Here is an 18,446-nt window from a genome sequence, read left to right as displayed (position 1 = left end):
TAGATGAGGTTTAAATGAAATTTTCTAGGAAACAAATTAAATTATTTATAAACTTATTAAAAGATCCGAAGAAATTTTTAATCGCACTTTTTTTAGTTGCTTTTGCTTATGTTTTAAACTATGATAGTGGTTCATATATCAATGCTAAAGTAAGTCGTGTAGTAGATGGAGATACTATTGAGGCTAAATTCGAAAATGAAAAACTTAAAATCAGACTTTTTGGTATAGATGCACCTGAGAGTGATCAAGCTTATGGAAAGATGGCTACGCAATTTCTAAAAGCTATTGTATTAAATAAAGAAGTAGTTTTAAATGTAAAAGATGAGGATAAATATGGTAGAATTTTAGCCATTGTATATTTAAATGATAAAGATATTAATCAAGTTATGGTTAAAAATGGTTTTGCTTGGGCATATGAGCATTATAGTGATTTGTATATAAATGAGCAAAATTATGCCAAGATAAATAAAAAAGGATTATGGGAAAGTGAAAATCCTATAGAGCCTTATAAATGGCGTAAACAAATAAGATTAAAATAGGATATAAGATGTTTAAAAAAATATTATTGTTTGGATTTTTAGCATTATTTTTTAGCGGTTGTTTTGTAAATGAAAGAGGGGTTTCAAATCGCTTTTATGATGATTGTAAAGAATATTATGATGCAAGCGGGACTTATCATAAGGAATGTCCAAAGAATTGGGTGGATTTACCTTTAACCCCCGATTCCTTTTAAGACTGCATTAAGTTCTTCTTGCATTGATTCTTGTTTAGTTGTTTCTTGCTGATTTTGATTATTATTTGTAGCGGCTTGATTTTGTTTAAGTTTAAATATATGATCATCTGTAGTAATAACTTGAAAAGATGCGTCAAAAATTTTAATCTCATTTACAAAACCAGCTACTTTAACCTCTCTTTTTCTTGAGTCATCGCTAAATAAAGCACTCGCTTCAAGATTTAAAATATCTCCCACTTTTAAAGGAGCATAAAAAAAGCTTCTTGAGCCTATTAAGACGCTAAATTCTTTATTAATTGCAGCTTGTGCTATGTAATTTGCTGCATTAAATACAAAGCCACTATGCACTAATCCTAGTTCATCTACTGCCATATCATGGGTTGTGATTAAAATACCTTTGGCGAAATTTTTTTCTATATGAGAAATACTTCCTGCTAAAGTATTGTTTATCCCTGGACAAGTGATAAGTTCTGATTTGATACGATTTAACTCTTCTGGGTCTATTAATTCTTCTATAGTAACAGCACTTACTGTTCTTGCCATTTTTACACCTTTAATTTAACATAAACTCTTTTTGGTGCTTCATAACCTTCGCAAGTTAAATTTGAATCATTTTTATCTAAAAATTGATCTAAAGAATAAGAATCAATCCATTGTGTTTTTCTTTGTTCTTCAAAATCAGTTTGTTTAGTTGTTATAACTTCAAATTCACTAAATCCAGCTCTATAACACCAATTTCTTAAACCTAATATCGACGGAATGAAAAAAATATTTGGTATTTTTGAGTAAGTTTTTTGAGGAATAAGTGCTATTTCTCTTTCATCTTCTATATACATAGTGTCTAAAAAGACTATGCCGTCTTTATTTAAAGATTGTTTGAGTTGTTTTAGCATGGCTATAGGATCACTACGATGATAAATCACTCCAAGACAAAAAATCACATCAAATTTTATGCCATAATTTGGTACATCAGCTACGCCTAAAAGCTCATATTGTATAGGAGTTTTTGCAATGGAGTTTAAAAGTAAAAATTGCAAATAATACTTAATAGAAGGATCAAAACCAATGAGCTTTGAAGGATTAAATTCAAGCATTTTAAACATATAATAACCATTGTTGCAACCAATATCTGCTACTATTTTGCCTTTTATTTCTTGCATATAAGGCTTTAAAATATTAAATTTGATAAAACTTTGCCATTCTGTATCTATAAATAAATCATTAATTTTAAAAGGTCCTTTACGCCAAGGTTTTAATTCTAAAGTGATATTCTTGATCTCATCATCTAAACTTTTATCACAAAAAATATCAAAACTTTCATTTATAAGGTAATTTGAATTTTGAATTTTTCCACTAAGTTTTTGAATTTTTTCATATAAAGGATGTTTTAAAACTTGCTTAAATAAAGCATTATTTTGCATATTTTTCCTTGAAAAACTCCCTTATTTGGGAGTTTTTATTATTGAAGTAGGCTTGCTAGTTTAGTTTGTAGCATTACATTTGAATGTGCATTTGCAAATAAAAATGCATTTTCTTTTAGGTAATTTGCATTAAAATCATTGATATTTTGAGCTAAGTCATTATTTTGTAATTTGCTTTCAGCTTCTTTAGTGTTAATACTAGTTTGCAAAGATGAGTTGATATTAGAATGGATAGCGTTAATTCCAGCACCAATATCTGCGCGTAAAGAACCTACTTGATCTTGAAAATCACGAATTCCGTCTTGATTTTCAAGGCTTAAATTTGCTGTGCTTGGTTGATTTAAATTAATACTTTCAACCCCAGTACCAACAACAAAATCCATACTCTGAAATACATTTTTTCCATTAAAAGTCGCATTAGAAAAAGCATCATTGATTGAAGTTACAAGTTTGCTTGCTTCAGAATTTAGCATACTTTTTTGTCTGTCATTTAAAGCAGCATTGTTTGAGCGCACTGAAAGTTCATTAAGTTTATCTGCAGTAGCTGAAATGTTATTTAAAGTTGAATCAGCAATTTGTAAAACTCCTATGGAATCATAGGCATTTAAAATACCTTGATCTATAGTGCTATATTGACTTCTTAAAGAATCAGCTATGGCTAAATTTGCTCCATCGCTCCCATCTATAGCACGGATTGCAGCTATGTTTTCTAAAGCTTTTTCTTGGCTTTTTTGAGTTTGATTTAAGTAGTGATTTTGTTGAGTTGTTCCTATATCGCCTATTTTCATCTTTGACTCCTTTTAAAGACTTATTTTATTATATCATTTTTTTGTTTTAAAATTTAAGAAAAACAAAATTACTTGTGATAACATGATAATTTTCATCACAACTTCACTTGCACCATGAATTTTTATAAATTCTTGAGTTTTAGTTGCTTCTTCTCCTAAACTTTGTGCTTCTAAAACATAAGCAGTGAAGTAAAATACAAAAAGCAAACTTAGTGCCAAAATGATCAAAGAAAGCATAAATTTTGAAAAATTTATTTTAAAAGTTAAATTTTTGTCTTTAAATGAAAAAATTTCTATTAAAATAGAAAAAACACTCACACCTAACAAAACATAGCCAAATTGCACAAAAATGTGTGTCATTAAAAGCCCACTTTGAAAATGAGTTAAAACCCCTTCACCTATGAATTTAGCAGGATAAAATATAGTCGGAGCTAAAAACACACCTATGCTAATTTCAATCCCAATTAAGCTTGCTAGTAAAAATAAATATATTGATTTCATATTTTCTCCTATAATAAAGATAATTATAGTCTAATTTTTTAAATTCCATGCAACAAAGGCTCTATCAAATCCATTATAATCTTGATAAAAAGTAGCCTTGAAATCATTTTCTTTTAAAATTTTATTTAAAATTGTTTTTTGATCATAGCCAAACTCACATGCTAAGACTTTTGTGTTGTGATTTTTGGCAAAAAGAATAATTTCATGTAAAATTTCCCAACCTTTATCTCCACCAAATAAAGCATTGTGTGGTTCGTTTTGAACCCATTTATCTAAAGGATAGTCATTTTTTATGTAAGGAGGATTAGAAAAAATAAAGTCAAAATTTCCTTGTATATTTTTAAAATCACAAAGTTGAAAATTGATTAAATTTGAAACATTATGAAAATCTGCATTTTTTTTAGCAAGCTCTAATGCTTTTGGATTGATATCACAAGCTTGTATAAAAATTTGTTTTAACTTTGCTAAGCAAATACTTAAAATTCCACTTCCAAAGCCAATTTCAAGTATATTTTTAAAAGAGTTATGATCTAAAATTTCTAAACATCTTTCAAGTAATATTTCACTATCAAAACGCGGTATCAAAACCCCTTTTTTAGTAAAAAAATCAAAACCATAAAATTGTGTTTTTTGAAATAAATACTCAAAAGGCTCACCATTTAAAAATCTATCTACATATTCTAAAAAAACTTTTTCATCAATTTGAAATTCAGGATTTAAAAAAATCCAAGCTTTATCTTTTTGCAAAAGTTCACAAAGAATAAAAAGTATATATTCTTTGTGAGTAGGATCTTTTGCGTAAGCTTGCTTTAAAGCTTGTTTGATTGAAATCATTGCAAAGCTTTGATTCTATCATAAATACAAGGATGACTTAGATGAAAGAAAGTATAAATTTTACTTGTTTTAACAAAGGCTTTGTTTTCTTTTGCTAAAGCTATGAGAGCATTTTTCATATCTTCTTTAGAGCTTAGTTTTGCTCCGTGTAAGTCAGCATTAAATTCATTTTTTTGACTCATTTTATTAAGCAGTGGAGAAATAATAAAAGTAAAAATATTTCCAAAAATCAATAAAAGTGCAAAAACTCCAGCATTAACCCCATCTAAATGACTTTCAATATAAAAAAAGCTTGGTAAATGTGCAAAGATGAAAAATAAAGCAAAAAGCATCAAAGCGCTAGCAAATAACATTTTTAGTAAATCTTTATGCACAAAATGTCCTAGCTCATGACCCAAAACAGCAATGAGTTCTTTTTCTTTTAAAGCATTTAAAAGTGTATCAAAAAGTACTACTCTTTTACTTTTAAATAAGCCACCAAAATAAGCATTTAATCTTTTATCTCTTTTGCTTGCATCGATAACATAAACACCATTTGCACTAAAGCCACATTTTTGCATTAAATTAGTGATTTTTTCTAATAAATTTTTATCTTCAAGTCTTTTCATTTTGTTAAACATAGGTGCAATAAGTGTAGGGTAGATGAGATTTATAATAAGTATAATTATAAAGCTTAGAGCAAAAGCCACTACCCACCAGTATGTGTTAAAAAATTCAAAGCAAAATACTAAGGCATAGATGATTAAAAAGCCAAAAACAAGCATTAGAGCTAAAGATTTAATGCTATCTTTAACAAAAAGTGCTAAAGTCATATTTGAAAAGCCGTGTTTTTTATCTTTTATAAAGCTTTCATAATAGCTAAGTGGTAAATTTAAAATACTAATAATCAATAAAAATGCAAGCAAAAATAAAGTATTTTCTAAAGTAGAATTTTCTTTTATAAAAATTTCTTTTAAATACAAAAAGCCAAAGCTAATCCAAGAAATGTTAATCATCAGATTATAAAGATTAGAAAAGATTTTGTATTTTTCATTTTCTATGGCGATATTTGCAGTATTTTTATAATCTTGTTCATTTAAAATAATTGCTTGTTTTTCTCTTTCTTTTTTTAAAAAAGAAATTTGCATATAAGATATAAAAATCAAAAAAGCTGTATAAATACATAAAATAGTTATCAAAGTCATAGTTTTTCCTTAAATAAATTTGAGTAATTTTATCTTATTTAAAATATATAAAGTTAATCAGTACTTTCATTTTTTTCTAAAACCTCAAAATAAGCTTCTTCTAAAATACTAAGTTCATTTTCTAATGAATTTAGCTTTTCATAAAGGGTGTTTATACCTAGTTTTTGATAGATTGTAGGATTACTTAGAGCATTTTTGATTTCTTTTATTTCTTCTTCTAATTTATGAATTTTATCAGGATATGAGTTTAAAATTTCATTTTCTTTATAGCTTAGTTTTTTACTCGATTTTTCTTTTGTTTTTACACTTGCGGTGGTGTTTGTTTCTAAGCTTTTAGAAAATTCTTCAAAGTCTTTGTATTCTTTTTCATTTTCTAAATATTCACTATAAGAAAGAACTTCTATATTAATATTTGCATTATCTTCAAAAGCATAAAGTTTAGTTGCTATTTTATCGACAAAATATCTATCATGTGAGACAAGCAAAATCGCGCCTTCAAAAGAAAGTAAGTATTCTTCTAAGATATTAATCGTAGCTATGTCTAAATCATTTGTTGGTTCATCTAAGATTAATACATCATATTCTTTGGTAAAAAGCAAGGCTAGAGCAACTCTGTTTTTCTCACCCCCACTTAGCACACTCACGCTTTGCTCTAAAAATTCTTTTGGAAATAAAAATTGTTTTAAATACCCATAAACATGCATATTTTTACCACGCACTTGAATGTGATCGCCACCATTTGGGCAAAAAATTTCTAAAAGTTTTTTATCAGTGTTTAATAAACTTCTGCTTTGATCAAAATAGCCTATTTTAACTTCACCTCTTTTAATCTCTCCGCTATCAAGCGGAATTTGATCAAGTAAAATCTTTAAGAAAGTAGATTTCCCACAGCCATTTTTACCTACTATGGCTATGCGTTCACCTTGTAAAATTCGTGCATTAAAGTCTTTAAAAAGTGTCTTGTTGGCAATAGACTTTGAGATATTTTTAAGTTCAAAAAGCATTTTTTTGCGGTTTTGGCTTTGAGTTTGGTTAAAATTTTTACTTGCTCTTTTGATTTCAAGTTGTAAGCGTTTGATAGCTCCTGGGTTTTTCTTAGCTTCTTCACGCATTTTAAAAATGCGTTCTTTGCGTCCTTCGTTGCGTTTAAGCCTAGCTTTGACTCCTCTTCTTAGCCATTCTTCCTCACTTTTTAATTGCTTAAGCAAGGTTTCATGGCTTTTAGCTAAGGAAGCTAAAATAGCTGCTTTTTTTTCTAGATATTGCGTATATCCACCCTCAAAAATGCTTAATTTTCCCGCTTCTATTTCTACGCATTTTTGCGCTATAGCATCGATAAAATACCTATCATGAGAGATGAAAATAACACACATTTTAGAAGCTTTCAGTCTTTCTTCTAAAAAGTTACTCATATATACATCTAGATGATTAGTTGGTTCATCAAGCAATAATATATCAGGATTTTTTAGCAAAAGTGTGCAAAGCCCTACGCGTCTTATTTCGCCCCCACTTAAAGAGCAAAGTGTTCTGTCTTTGTATTCTAATAGTTTAAATTCTTCTAATATTCTTTGTATTTTTTGGTCTAAATTCCATGCGTCTTTTGAATCTATAAATAAACTTAATTCATCTACTTTTTTTAAATATTCTTTATTTTCAGGATCAAAAGCTAGTTTTTCATTATAGCTTTCAAATTCTTTCAAGGCTTGGTAAATTTCTTCAAGTTCTTTTTTGATGGCTTCGCTTACGCTTAAGGTGCTTTCAAAGCTTACTTGTTGGCTTAGCATATCTATACTAGTGTTATTTTGTTTAATTACTCTACCGCTATCTAATTTTAAAGTCCCCATAAGGGTTTTTAAAAAGCTTGATTTTCCTTCGCCATTTTTGCCTATAATAGCGATTTTTTCTCCTAAATTTGCACTAAAATTTGCATTTTCTAAAACTATTTTTGTATTAAATTTCTTATTTGCGTCGATTAAATCTATTAAAGCCAAATTTCTTTCCCAAATGTTTTTTACGATTTTACTTTAAAAAGTATTAATTTTGCTTAAATAAAATTACGCCATGAGAGCATTTGTTTTTTTTACTTTATTAGTTTTATTTTTTGCTTTGGCAAATTGGTATATTTATAAAAGATTTTTAAGTAGGGTTGGTTTTTTAAAACCTTATAAGAAGTTTGTATTAGCTTTTGTTTTAATAGTTTTTGCATGTGAATTAATCTTTTTTATAAATATGCGCGGGGACTTTTTGCATGAAAAGCTTTATTATATTTTAGCTATTTTTCCTACTGCTACTTGCTTTTTCTTGCTTTTTGGAGTGATTTTTGAAATTGGCTCTTGGATTTTTTTTAATGAAAATAAAAAAGAGCAAATTTTCAGTGTCCAAAGAAGAAAGTTTTTAAAATTAATTTTTGATTCTTGGCTTATTATACTTAGCGTTAGTATGGTATTTAAAGGTTTTGTAAATGCTATTAGCACACCTAAGGTTAATGAGGTAGATATTAAAGTTAAAAATTTAAAAGAAGATTTAAATATAGTTTTACTTTCTGATGTGCATTTGGGAAAAAATTTAGGAGAAGATTTTTTAAAAACCTTAATCGATGAAGTTAATATTTTAAATGCTGATATAGTCATTATAGCTGGGGATTTAATCGATGCAGATATTGCTAGTATGCCTTATATTAATTTATTAGAAAATTTTAAATCAAAATATGGTACTTATTTTGTTTATGGAAATCATGAGTATTATAATGATATAAATGCAATAAGCAAAAAGCTTAAAACTCTTAAAAATTTCAAAGTTTTGGAAGATGAAAGTATTGATTTTGGGGATTTTACTTTAAGTGGGACTTTGGATTTGGCTGCCAAGTGTTTGGGTTTTAAAGAAAGCAATATAGAAAAAATCAAAACTCAAATCAATCAAGAAAAAGTTAATATTTTAATCACACATCAGCCAAAATATGTAAAAACTTATGATGTGAGTGGGTTTGATTTGATTTTATCAGGGCATACACACGCAGGACAAATTTTCCCTTTTTCTTTGCTAGTATATTTAGAACAAGGCTTTGTGTATGGGCTTTATAAATTAAGCAAGGATAGTTTGCTTTATGTAAGCAGTGGAGCTGGATTTTGGGGACCTGCTGTGAGATTTTTAGCCCCTAGTGAGATAGCTTTGATTAGATTAAAAGGAGAATGAGTGGGATTTAGCAATAGTGCTTCAAAAATGTTTGGAATCATAGCAAAATATAAATTTCCAAAAATTATACAAAAAAATATTAATAAAGCTTATGTAAATGCTTTTAATATCAATATGAGTGAATTTAAACCTTTAGAAGAATATGAGAGTTTAAATGCTTTATTTACAAGAACTTTATTAAATGAGCGAGAATTAGAAGATGGCTTTATAAGTCCAAGTGATGGTAAAATTTTAGAACTTGGAAGTAGCTTTCAAAATGATTTAAAAGAAAATTTAGCCTTTAGCATTAAAGGTTCAAGTTATAGTATAGAAGAGCTTTTAAAAAACTCAGCTAGTAAAGAAGAATTGGAAAATGGCATAGATTATGCAAATATTTATTTATCTCCAAAAGATTATCATCATTATCATGCACCTTGTAATATGCAAATTTTAAGTGCTACTTATATGAGCGGGGCTTTATTTAGTGTGAGTGAGGCAAAGTTAGCTAAAATTATAAACCTTTATACTAAAAATGAAAGAGTAGTTTTAAAGTGCTTAGTGGAAGGAAAATTTATACTTTGGATGGTATTTGTGGGTGCGCTAAATGTCGGTAAAATGCACTTTAGCTTTGATACTAGCATACAAACTAATGCAGCAAATTTTGATTTTACTCATACCTATGAAGATCTTTTTGTAAAAAAAGGCCAAAGACTTGGAAATTTTGAGCTAGGTTCAACTATAGTTTTAATCGCTCAAAAAAGGTTTTTAAAATTTAGTAAAAATGCTTATGAGCAAGTTGAATTTTCTAAGAAGATTGCGGACTTTGCTTAGTCTCATCTTCATTAGCAACTTTATATAAAAAGGCAAAAATTTCAGCCACTGCTTTATACATATTAGGTGGGATTTCATCGCCTAGATCAAGTTTGCTAAGCACTTCTACTAAGTCTTTGTCTTCTTTTATGGGTATGCCATTTTCTTTGGCTAAAGAGATGATTTTAGCAGCGTTTTCACCTTTGGCATTAGCTAGGATTTTTGGTGCATTTTGTTCTTCTTTGTTATAGCCTAGCGCAACGGCTTTTTTTGTTTTTTTAGCCATTTTTAAGCCCTTGTGTCAAAACCCATATTAAAGTCATTATATTCTTCTTGATTGTGAAATTTACTTTTAATTATATCGCTGATGAAAAAATTAGAGCTTAGAAGTCCTACTTTAACTAAGGCTTTTTTTAGTTCATGTGCTCTTTCATAAAGTTTTTTTCTAAAATTAGCATTTTCTATCATCATATTTATATCGATGTATTTATCATTACTTAGAGATAAAAATACATTGATTTTTCCTAATTTTTCAAATTCAAGATTAATTTGTGCATAAAATTTATCTTTTTTACCGCGTTTAAAAACTACATTAGATTTTTCTAAATCATCCCAAAAAAAAGGTAAAAAAGTATGAATGCTATTATTGGCTAAAGATAAAAGTTGATTAAACTCAAGCTGAGCTATAAGACGATTTGTTTGATTTAGTATGCTTTCATTGTCTAAATTTTTGGCTAGATTAGAAACTTGTAAAAGAGTGGATTTAATATCTTTTTGTAATTCTGAAGAAATTTCTGTGCTATCTTTTTGGGTGATTTTTCCAAGATCTTTTATAGAAAGTTCTAATTTTTTTTCTATATTTTTTATATCATCTAAAGAATTTTTTGCCTCATAATTTTTAGGATCTAAAGCTTTTAAAACTTCATTGAGTTTTCTTCCTATTAAGCCTAGTTCTTTGTTTAGATTGTTTAAAAGCTCTTCTTGTAAATTTTGGCTAAAATTAAGATTTTTGCTTACATTTTGTTTGAAAATATCTTCTAGTAAAATTTTACCCGAAGTGCTTTTAAATATATCCTCTAACTTAGTATTATTTGTTTGTAAATTTTGACTTTTGCTATCATTTTTGCTTAAATCTTCAGTATTTTTTTGTGGTGTTTTTGGCTCTTCTTTGGGATTTTCTTTGATATCTTTACTTTGTGGTATTTTTTCTTCTTTTGTGTTTTGAATTTCTTTATCTTTTGCTATGCTTTCTTGTTTTTGTTGAGTTTCTTTTTTATCCTCTGTGCTTTTTTGTGGAGTTTTTATTTCTTCTTTTAACTCTTCTTTGATGTCTTTAGTGTGTGGAGTTTTATTTAAATTTTCTTGCGTTGTTTCGGTTTTGTTTTTGTGATTTTTTATATCTTTTAAAAGTATTATAAAATCTTTTATATTTTGGCTAAGCTCTTTTAGTATATGAGTGTTTTGAATTTTTATGTTTTCGGGTTTAGCTAGTTCTTTGTTGATAAGTGTTAAATTTTTATTAAGATTTTTGATAAAATTATCCGCAATATTTTGGAGTTTTTCTTGACTAATAGAACTTGGGTTTTTATTGATATAATTTTTAAAATTTTCTATTTTATCAAATAGCTTAAAAAGTGTTTTGTAGTTTGTATTTTCTAAAGAAATTTTATTATCTTTTTTGTGATTTTGTAAGATGTGAATAAGTTCTTTTAAGGTGCTTGTAGTATCAAGATTTTTAAGATCTAAATTACTTATATCGTGTTTTAAATTTTCACTTGTAGCGCCTTTTATAGTACTTAAAAGATTAAAAAAACTCTGTGGTAAATTTTGTTCTTTTAAAGAATGATTGAGCTTTGCTTCTAAAAATATGCCTGAATTTTTCACTAAAGATGAAAGATTTTTATTATTAATATCTTTAGCAGGCTTGACTAAATCTTCTAAAATTTTAAGCAGTTTTTCAAATTCAGGATTTTTTGAAAGCTCTACTTGGAGTTTTTTTACTTCATTGGCAAAATTAGGTGCAAAATTTAAATCTTTATGATTTTTTAATAATGCCAAATCAGGATCTTTATTGGTTTTGATTTGATCTAAAAGTTTATTAAGTAATTCTTGTAGTTTTTGATCAATTTTGCTAATATAATCTTTGGGTAATTTAACTTCAGAATCGCTTTTGGAAAATAAAGGATTTTTTAACGCTTCATTGAGCGAGGTTTTTTTGTCTGATTTTTCACTTTTATTTTCTTTATTTGTTTCATTTTTTGCAAACTGATTTTGATTATTAGAGATATTAGTTATCATCTAGCATTACCATATTACCAGGTTTTCTTTTAAATTTGGTAAGTTTTTTAAATTTTGGTTTATCGATGGCAAATAGTATCAAAATACTTAATAAAACTATATAAAAATACATAAAGCCATAAGCTTGAAAATAATACATCAAAGTTCCCAAAACTGCAGGTGCAAATAAAGCACCAAAAGAATAGGTAAAAAGAACTGCTCTGCCAAGTTCAACTCTTTTGCTAGGATTATCAAGCATATCATTTGCTCTTGCTAAAGAAAGAGCGTATAAACAACACATGCCCATGCCTAGCAAAAATCCAAAAAAGTATTTTAGATAAATATTATATTCTAAAAGTAGTATGCAAAGCATAGCGCTTAAAGCAATAAAAGCACACAATATAATGGCAAATTTTCTGCTAATTTTATCAGAAAGAGTTCCGATATAAAGTTGCGAAATAAAGCCACCTACCATAGTAGAGAAAATAAAAATAGAAGCTTCTTTTGCGCCAAATCCTTGTATAAGTACAAATAAAGAAGCCATGGAAAAAAAGCCATTTAAAAGCATGCCCGCTATAAAACTTGTTACTAAGGCTAAAGGCACTATATCAAAAACCTTAGGAATGGAAATTTTTGTTTTTTGTGGCAAAATAGGCTCTTTAATGCGGATTAAAAATAAAGGAATGGAGGCAAACATAATAAAACTAGCGCTTAAAATAAATACTGTATTACTTGGAAAGTCAAAAGACATAAGTAAAATTCCAAAACCTGATGATGAGTAAAATACAACCTCATAAAAGGCTATCACTCTTGAGCGAATAGTGTTTTTTGCTTTTTCATTAAGCCATGATTCTATTACCATTAAAAGCGCATAATAGCAAAAACCTAGCAAAAATCTTAAAAACATCCAAAAATAAAGATTAGAATTTAAACTATGAAGCATGGTGGCTATACCAAAAATAATAGCAAAAATTCCAAATGATCTTATATGTCCTACTTTAGAAACTATTCTATGGGCACTAATTGTACTTACCATAGCACCAAGAAAATAACAACTTCCTATTACGCCTATATAAAAATTACTAACATTATTATGCTTTAAAATAATAGCTATGGAATTTACTGTTAAAGCACTTCCTATGAAAACAAAAATCATACCAAGAAATAATGCTGTTAGTGATCTAATCGTTCTTTTTGAGCTTAACATTTTCTTATTAAAAAATTATATATTAATACCGCTATGGGTGTGACAAACATTGCACAAAACAAGGCAAAAATACTCATTAAACCTTGAAACTCTAAAAATAAAAATCCTGCTATTAAAAACACATAAGCAAAAATTTTAAATAAAGAAAAAAAAGCTAACGCGTTTTTAAAAATACTTTTAAATTTTGGTTTTAAATCGTCATCTATATAGATAAATTTTATAATTTTTGGCAAAGAATATTGTTTTTTAGCAAAAATTTGTAAAGGTCTTTGCATAAAATCATAATTTTTAGCTGCTTTAAAAATAAAATTTTTATAATTTAAAAAAGATATTAGAATGATTAAATTTTGAGCTAAAAAGCCAAATTCAAAGCTTATAAAGGTTTTAAAGCTTAATTCTTTGTAAAAAAAAACTCCTGCTAAGAAAAGTAAATTTAATCCTAGCAAGAGTTTTAATAAAATTTTAGGCTTTAGGATCATTTTTTAAATCTTTATAGCGATTTTCTTCTTTAAATTCTTCGTAACTTTTTACTTGTGCTTTATAGGCTTTGTAAACATTTAAAATCGCCGCAGCTACTCCTATAAACACTCCTACCCAAAAAAGCCAAACAATGCCGGTTAAGTTTTTTAAAAAATAGCCTATACCAACTCCGATTAAAACAGCTACAACCATGGATATACCAAGGCTTAATCCATCTGCAGCTTCTATACCTTTGCGAATGATTTTTTGTCTTTTATTCATAATGCTTTAAAACTTTCTTGTGCTGCTTGTATAGTTTTATCAATGATTTTTTTATCCATACATTCACATATAAAACCTGTTTCAAATTGAGATGGTGCTAAATATACACCTTTGCTTAGCATCTGCGCATGAAATTTGGCAAATAATTTAGTATCTGATTTTAAAGCGTCTTTATAATTATTAACAGGGTTTTCACAAAAGAAAAATCCAAACATAGAACCAACGCAATTAACTTGCAAAGGAATTTTGCAATCATTTGCAGCTTCTTTAAAGCCTTGAGTAAGTCTTTTGCCTAGTTTTTCTAATTTTTCATATAAGCCTTCATAATTTCTTGCTTTTTTTAAGCTCGCATAACCTGCAGCCATAGCAAGAGGATTGCCACTTAGTGTTCCTGCTTGATATACCCCGCCCAAAGGACTTAATAAATCCATGATTTCAGCTCTTGCAGCAAAAGCAGCTGCAGGAATACCTCCGCCTATAACCTTACCAAAAGTTACTATATCAGCTTTTATATTATTAATCCCAAAAGAGCCAAGATATGAAGCTCTAAAGCCACTCATAACTTCATCAAAAATTAAAAGAATTTGATGCTCATCACATAGTTTTCTTAGCTCTTGTAAAAATTCTATTTTAGCAGGTACTAAACCCATATTTCCTGCAATTGGCTCTATGATGATACAAGCTATATTATCATCATTATTGATTAAGTTTTTAACACTATCAATATCATTATAAACGGCTACTAGAGTATTTTTAGCTACATCGGTTAAAACTCCTAGTGAGCTTGGGGTGTTAAAAGTAGCTGCACCGCTTCCAGCACTTACTAATAAAGAATCAGAATGCCCATGATAACATCCTTCAAATTTGATGATTTTATCTTTTTTACTAAATCCTCTTGCAAGACGAATAGCACTCATAGTAGCTTCAGTGCCACTATTTACAAAACGGATTTTATCCAAATGTGGCCAATCTTTTAAGATAAATTTAGCCAATTTAGTTTCAGCTAAAGTTGGCGCACCAAAGCTCGAGCCATGCTCTAATGCTTTTTTACAAGCTTTTTCAATATCCTCATCACAATGTCCAAAAAGTAAAGGTCCCCAACTTTGCACATAATCTATATAAGTATTTTCTTCTATATCGCTAATATAAGCACCTTTGCCTTGTTTGATAAATAAAGGATTGCTACCTACACTTGCAAAAGCACGCACTGGGGAATCTACCCCACCTGCTATATACTCACAAGCTTCCTCAAAGGCTTTTTTATTGTTTTTCATTTTTTACTCCTTTTATTGCTAGTAATATAATCATAAAGTGATTTTATTTCATCTTCTGTTAGCGAGTAAGTTGGCATAATGCTTTTTGCCTCTTGAGGTTGATTTAGAATTTTTCTAAAACGCGTATAAGGAATGTTTTTAATACTTGGCACAATAAAAGGAATTTTTTCTCCATTTTTAGTGTAATAACCTAGTATTTGTTGACCTCCATCGCCATGACATTTAGCACAACTTATGCCTCTTGGATTTTTGTAAAGGGACTCTTGGTATTCTTTAGGAGAGATAAAATCTTCAGCCCAAGCACCATAAATTATAAAAAATAAAAATAATACAATTTTCATTCATTGCCTTTAACAAAAAAAGAAGTTTTGTTATGATACAATTTTTTAAGTTAAAGAAAGCTATAAAATTTAAGGAAAGAAATGACACTTTTAGATGGTAAAAAGCTAAGTGATAAGTTAAAAGAAAATTTAAAACAAGAAGTATTAGAACTTAAAGCTCAAAGTATAGAGCCTTGTTTGGCTGTAATTTTAGTAGGCGAGGATCCTGCTAGTGCTACTTATGTGGGTTCTAAAGCAAAAGCTTGCGAGCAATGTGAAATTAAGTCTTTAGTTTATAAACTTGATGTAAATACAACTCAAAATGAGCTTTTGGCTTTGATTAATACTTTAAATCATGATGATAGTATAGATGGAATTTTAGTTCAACTTCCATTGCCATCACATATTAATAAAGATATAATCTTAGAAAGTATTAACTTTAATAAAGATGTAGACGGCTTTCACCCCTTTAATGTCGGAAATTTAAATCTTAATTTAAAAGGTGGTTTTTTACCATGTACACCTTTAGGCGTTATGAAAATTTTAGAACATTATGATATAAAATTACAAGGAGCTAGTGTAGTTGTAATAGGAGCTTCAAATATAGTAGGCCGTCCTATGGCTACTCTTTTGTTAAATGCTAATGCTAGTGTGAGTATTTGTCACATTTATACAAAAGATTTAAAAGCTTATACAAAAAATGCTGATATTGTTATCGTAGCAGCAGGTTGTCCAAATCTTTTAAAAGAAGATATGGTTAAAGAAGGTGTGGTGGTAATTGATGTTGGGATTAATAGAGTTGATGGAAAAATAGTAGGCGATGTCGATTTTGAAAATGTTAGTAAAAAAGCTAGTTATATCACTCCTGTACCAGGTGGAGTAGGGCCTATGACTATTGCTATGCTTTTAGAAAATACTATAAAATCAGCTAAAAATAGGATAAAAAAATGAAATTTTTGAAGAAAATTTATAAATTTACACAATCTTGGACAGGAACTTTAGTAGTTGTTTTATTGATTATATTTTTCTTTATACAAGCTTTTACTATACCAAGCGGTTCTATGAAAAATACTTTATTAGTAGGGGATTTTTTATTTGTAAAAAAATTTTCTTATGGTATTCCAACCCCGCATATTCCTTGGGTGGAAATTCCTGTTTTACCTGATTTTAATAAAAATGGACATTTAGTAAGTGGTGAAGGTCCTAAAAGAGGGGATATTGTGGTATTTAGATATCCGCATGAGCCAAAAATCCACTATGTAAAAAGATGTGTGGCCAAAGGCGGAGATGAAGTAGTTTTTGCAAATAAAACCTTATATGTGCGTATGGTTGAGGGTGATGAATATATGAAAGATTATTATCCTAATAAAACAAAAATCATAGGCGGAAGACTTTTTGTAAAAGAGCCTTTTGTGGAAAAAGGGATACATTATGATTCTAGAGTAGATATAGACAGTGTATTTTTTCGCTATTTAAATTTGGGACAATTTGCTATGAAGCCTGCTTCTTTTGATGAATTAGGTGCTAATAATATTTATGGTTTTAATGCTTATTATTATAAAGTACCTGAAAATGAATATTTTATGATGGGCGATAACCGTGATCATTCTAGCGATAGTCGATTTTGGGGAAGTGTAGATTATAAATATATAGTTGGACAACCTTGGTTTATTTATTTTTCATGGGATGAAAATAAAAAAGTTAGATGGGAAAGAGTAGGGCGTTTAGTTGAAACTATAGAAAAAGATGAACGCTTTATTCATCATAATGAAAGCGACATAGAAGCTTTAGAATAATTACCCAAAGAAACAAATAAAAATAGTTTGTGTAGAAAATGTATAGTTTCTACACAAAATTTTTTAAAAATATACAATCTTGATTTTACTCGTAGAATTTTTTAAGCTCCAAGTTGTAACAATTACAAAAATTAAAATTAGTATAAGATAAAAGGATAGAAAATGCTAAGCCAAAGATCTCAAAATTTAGGAGAATCCTTAACTTTAGTAATGACTGATATAGCCAAAACTTTAAAAGCAAATGGTGAGAAAGTTATTAGTTTTTCGGCAGGTGAGCCCGATTTTGATACTCCAGAAATCATTAAAAAAGCAGCAATTGAAGCTATTGAAAAAGGTTGTGGAGCTTATACGCCAGTTGTGGGTATAAAAGAAGTTATAGAGGCTATACAATATAAATTTAAAAATGATAATAGTTTAGATTATAAAACAAGTGAAATCATTACCAATGTTGGTGCTAAACATTCTTTGTTTATGGCGATTGAGTGTTTAGTTGAAGAAGGTGATGAGGTTATCATTCCAAGTCCTTATTGGGTGAGTTATCCTGAAATGGTAAAATTTGCAGGCGCAACTCCTGTGTTTATAGAAGGTGAGGCAAAAAATGGATTTAAAATCACCCCAAAACAATTAAAACAAGCTATTACTTCAAAAACTAAGGTTTTGATGTTTAATTCTCCATCAAATCCTACAGGAGCTATATATTCTAAAGAAGAAATAAGTGCTTTAGCTAAGGTTTTAGAAGGAACTAAAATAGTAGTTTTAAGTGATGAAATTTACGAAAAATTAGTTTATGATGGAGAATTTTGTGCTTTTGCACAAGTTAGTGAGGATGCTTTAAATAGAACTGTAAGTATTAATGGTCTTAGCAAATGTGGTGCTATGCCAGGGTGGCGTTTTGGATACATGGCAAGTAAAATGAGCGAGTTTAATAATGCTGTTAAAAAACTACAAGGGCAAAGTACATCAAATATTTGTTCAATCATCCAACACGCAGCTTTACCAGCCTTGCTTGGAAAAGCAGATAATGATATTGAAATGATGAGACAAGCCTTTTTAAAGCGTAGAGAATTAGCTTGTGAAATTTTAGCCAAAAGCGATAAGTTAAAATTAGAACAAATTCCACAAGGAGCTTTTTATTTATTTATATCTTGTAAAGAAGTTGATAATGATTCTATGAGATTTTGTAAAAGACTACTAGAAGAGCAAAAAGTAGCTTTGGTGCCAGGTATTGGTTTTGGCATGGAAGGGTATTTTAGGCTCTCTTACGCAACTAATGAAAAAGATATTATTGAAGGTTGTGAAAAAATCGTTGAATTTGTAAAAAACTACTAATTTCTTAAGCCTGTTAAAAACAGGCTTTCTTTCAAAAAAACTTATAAGCAAGTCTTTGGT

At 28.7% G+C, this 18,446-nt stretch carries 21 protein-coding genes; 7 read left to right on the top strand and 14 right to left on the bottom strand.

Annotation, left to right across the window (positions count from 1 at the left end; translation table 11 throughout):
- Positions 1–14 precede the first annotated feature (14 nt).
- Positions 15–539 carry a thermonuclease family protein gene (locus tag L8W40_RS04200; protein WP_133319304.1) on the top strand — a complete coding sequence of 175 codons (525 nt, stop codon included), beginning with the start codon at positions 15–17 and terminating at the stop codon, positions 537–539.
- A gap of 8 nt (positions 540–547) precedes the next feature.
- A complete protein-coding gene (locus L8W40_RS04195) occupies positions 548–733 on the top strand; it encodes a hypothetical protein (RefSeq protein WP_263659349.1) in 186 nt (61 codons plus the stop codon).
- Here the strand turns inward: L8W40_RS04195 and L8W40_RS04190 are convergent.
- Genes L8W40_RS04190 through abc-f form a run of 7 tightly spaced genes read right to left on the bottom strand, consistent with a single transcriptional unit; the run spans position 713 to position 7,452 of the window.
- Positions 713–1,276, bottom strand: coding sequence for a hypothetical protein (locus L8W40_RS04190; RefSeq protein ID WP_133319302.1), 564 nt, complete (start codon positions 1,274–1,276; stop codon positions 713–715). The two genes, L8W40_RS04195 and L8W40_RS04190, sit on opposite strands and share 21 nt — an antisense overlap.
- A 2-nt stretch (positions 1,277–1,278) precedes the next feature.
- Entirely contained in the window at positions 1,279–2,154 is an 876-nt protein-coding gene (cmoB, locus tag L8W40_RS04185; RefSeq protein WP_263664740.1) for a tRNA 5-methoxyuridine(34)/uridine 5-oxyacetic acid(34) synthase CmoB, read from the bottom strand.
- Positions 2,155–2,192: 38 nt separating this feature from the next.
- Entirely contained in the window at positions 2,193–2,942 is a 750-nt protein-coding gene (locus L8W40_RS04180; protein ID WP_263664739.1) for a flagellin, read from the bottom strand.
- A gap of 33 nt (positions 2,943–2,975) precedes the next feature.
- On the bottom strand, positions 2,976–3,443 hold the full coding sequence (locus L8W40_RS04175; protein WP_263662163.1) for a DUF4149 domain-containing protein: 468 nt from the start codon (positions 3,441–3,443) through the stop codon (positions 2,976–2,978).
- 30 nt (positions 3,444–3,473) lie between these two features.
- Positions 3,474–4,274, bottom strand: a complete 801-nt coding sequence (locus L8W40_RS04170) for a HemK/PrmC family methyltransferase (protein ID WP_263664770.1) — start codon at positions 4,272–4,274, stop codon at positions 3,474–3,476.
- Positions 4,274–5,461, bottom strand: coding sequence for a M48 family metallopeptidase (locus L8W40_RS04165; protein WP_263664738.1), 1,188 nt, complete (start codon positions 5,459–5,461; stop codon positions 4,274–4,276). Before L8W40_RS04165 ends, L8W40_RS04170 begins: the two co-directional genes overlap by 1 nt.
- 53 nt (positions 5,462–5,514) lie before the next feature.
- Positions 5,515–7,452: a ribosomal protection-like ABC-F family protein gene (gene abc-f / locus L8W40_RS04160; RefSeq protein ID WP_263664737.1), complete on the bottom strand. Its 1,938-nt coding sequence runs from the start codon at positions 7,450–7,452 to the stop codon at positions 5,515–5,517.
- 70 nt (positions 7,453–7,522) lie between these two features.
- On the opposite strand from abc-f, the gene L8W40_RS04155 reads away from it, so the two are divergent.
- Together L8W40_RS04155 and L8W40_RS04150 are read left to right on the top strand one after the other, a co-directional pair.
- Entirely contained in the window at positions 7,523–8,653 is a 1,131-nt protein-coding gene (locus tag L8W40_RS04155; protein ID WP_263664736.1) for a metallophosphoesterase, read from the top strand.
- Complete coding sequence (locus L8W40_RS04150; protein WP_263664735.1) at positions 8,654–9,463, top strand: phosphatidylserine decarboxylase; 810 nt, start codon at positions 8,654–8,656, stop codon at positions 9,461–9,463. It begins immediately after the preceding gene.
- On the opposite strand, the gene L8W40_RS04145 is transcribed toward L8W40_RS04150, so the two are convergent.
- From L8W40_RS04145 to L8W40_RS04115, 7 genes are read right to left on the bottom strand one after another with little or no spacing between them, the layout of a single operon-like run.
- Positions 9,438–9,728 carry a FlhB-like flagellar biosynthesis protein gene (locus tag L8W40_RS04145; protein ID WP_133319292.1) on the bottom strand — a complete coding sequence of 97 codons (291 nt, stop codon included), beginning with the start codon at positions 9,726–9,728 and terminating at the stop codon, positions 9,438–9,440. The genes L8W40_RS04150 and L8W40_RS04145 overlap by 26 nt on opposite strands.
- Positions 9,729–9,730: 2 nt before the next feature.
- Positions 9,731–11,740, bottom strand: a complete 2,010-nt coding sequence (locus L8W40_RS04140) for a flagellar hook-length control protein FliK (RefSeq protein ID WP_263664734.1) — start codon at positions 11,738–11,740, stop codon at positions 9,731–9,733.
- Positions 11,730–12,926 carry an MFS transporter gene (locus tag L8W40_RS04135; protein WP_133319290.1) on the bottom strand — a complete coding sequence of 399 codons (1,197 nt, stop codon included), beginning with the start codon at positions 12,924–12,926 and terminating at the stop codon, positions 11,730–11,732. Before L8W40_RS04135 ends, L8W40_RS04140 begins: the two co-directional genes overlap by 11 nt.
- Complete coding sequence (locus tag L8W40_RS04130; RefSeq protein WP_263664733.1) at positions 12,920–13,405, bottom strand: hypothetical protein; 486 nt, start codon at positions 13,403–13,405, stop codon at positions 12,920–12,922. The genes L8W40_RS04135 and L8W40_RS04130 overlap by 7 nt, the downstream gene beginning before the upstream one ends.
- Positions 13,389–13,667, bottom strand: a complete 279-nt coding sequence (locus L8W40_RS04125) for an AtpZ/AtpI family protein (RefSeq protein ID WP_039641170.1) — start codon at positions 13,665–13,667, stop codon at positions 13,389–13,391. Before L8W40_RS04125 ends, L8W40_RS04130 begins: the two co-directional genes overlap by 17 nt.
- Positions 13,664–14,941 (bottom strand): glutamate-1-semialdehyde 2,1-aminomutase, encoded by a 1,278-nt coding sequence (hemL, locus tag L8W40_RS04120; RefSeq protein WP_263664732.1) that lies wholly within the window; start codon positions 14,939–14,941, stop codon positions 13,664–13,666. Before hemL ends, L8W40_RS04125 begins: the two co-directional genes overlap by 4 nt.
- Entirely contained in the window at positions 14,938–15,282 is a 345-nt protein-coding gene (locus tag L8W40_RS04115) for a c-type cytochrome (RefSeq protein WP_133319287.1), read from the bottom strand. Before L8W40_RS04115 ends, hemL begins: the two co-directional genes overlap by 4 nt.
- A gap of 81 nt (positions 15,283–15,363) precedes the next feature.
- On the opposite strand from L8W40_RS04115, the gene folD reads away from it, so the two are divergent.
- The 3 genes from folD to L8W40_RS04100 all read left to right on the top strand — a co-directional run bounded on the left by folD (position 15,364) and on the right by L8W40_RS04100 (position 18,386).
- Positions 15,364–16,212, top strand: a complete 849-nt coding sequence (gene folD, locus L8W40_RS04110) for a bifunctional methylenetetrahydrofolate dehydrogenase/methenyltetrahydrofolate cyclohydrolase FolD (RefSeq protein WP_133319286.1) — start codon at positions 15,364–15,366, stop codon at positions 16,210–16,212.
- Positions 16,209–17,057, top strand: a complete 849-nt coding sequence (gene lepB, locus L8W40_RS04105; protein WP_220566758.1) for a signal peptidase I — start codon at positions 16,209–16,211, stop codon at positions 17,055–17,057. The genes folD and lepB overlap by 4 nt, the downstream gene beginning before the upstream one ends.
- A 162-nt stretch (positions 17,058–17,219) precedes the next feature.
- On the top strand, positions 17,220–18,386 hold the full coding sequence (locus L8W40_RS04100; RefSeq protein ID WP_263664731.1) for a pyridoxal phosphate-dependent aminotransferase: 1,167 nt from the start codon (positions 17,220–17,222) through the stop codon (positions 18,384–18,386).
- Positions 18,387–18,446 lie beyond the last annotated feature (60 nt).

The organism is Campylobacter sp. IFREMER_LSEM_CL1846 (assembly GCF_025772105.1).
GTDB classification, from domain to species: Bacteria; Campylobacterota; Campylobacteria; order Campylobacterales; family Campylobacteraceae; genus Campylobacter_D; species Campylobacter_D lari_D.
Note: the sequence above shows the minus strand (reverse complement) of the source record. Positions and strands in the feature narration are given on the sequence as shown.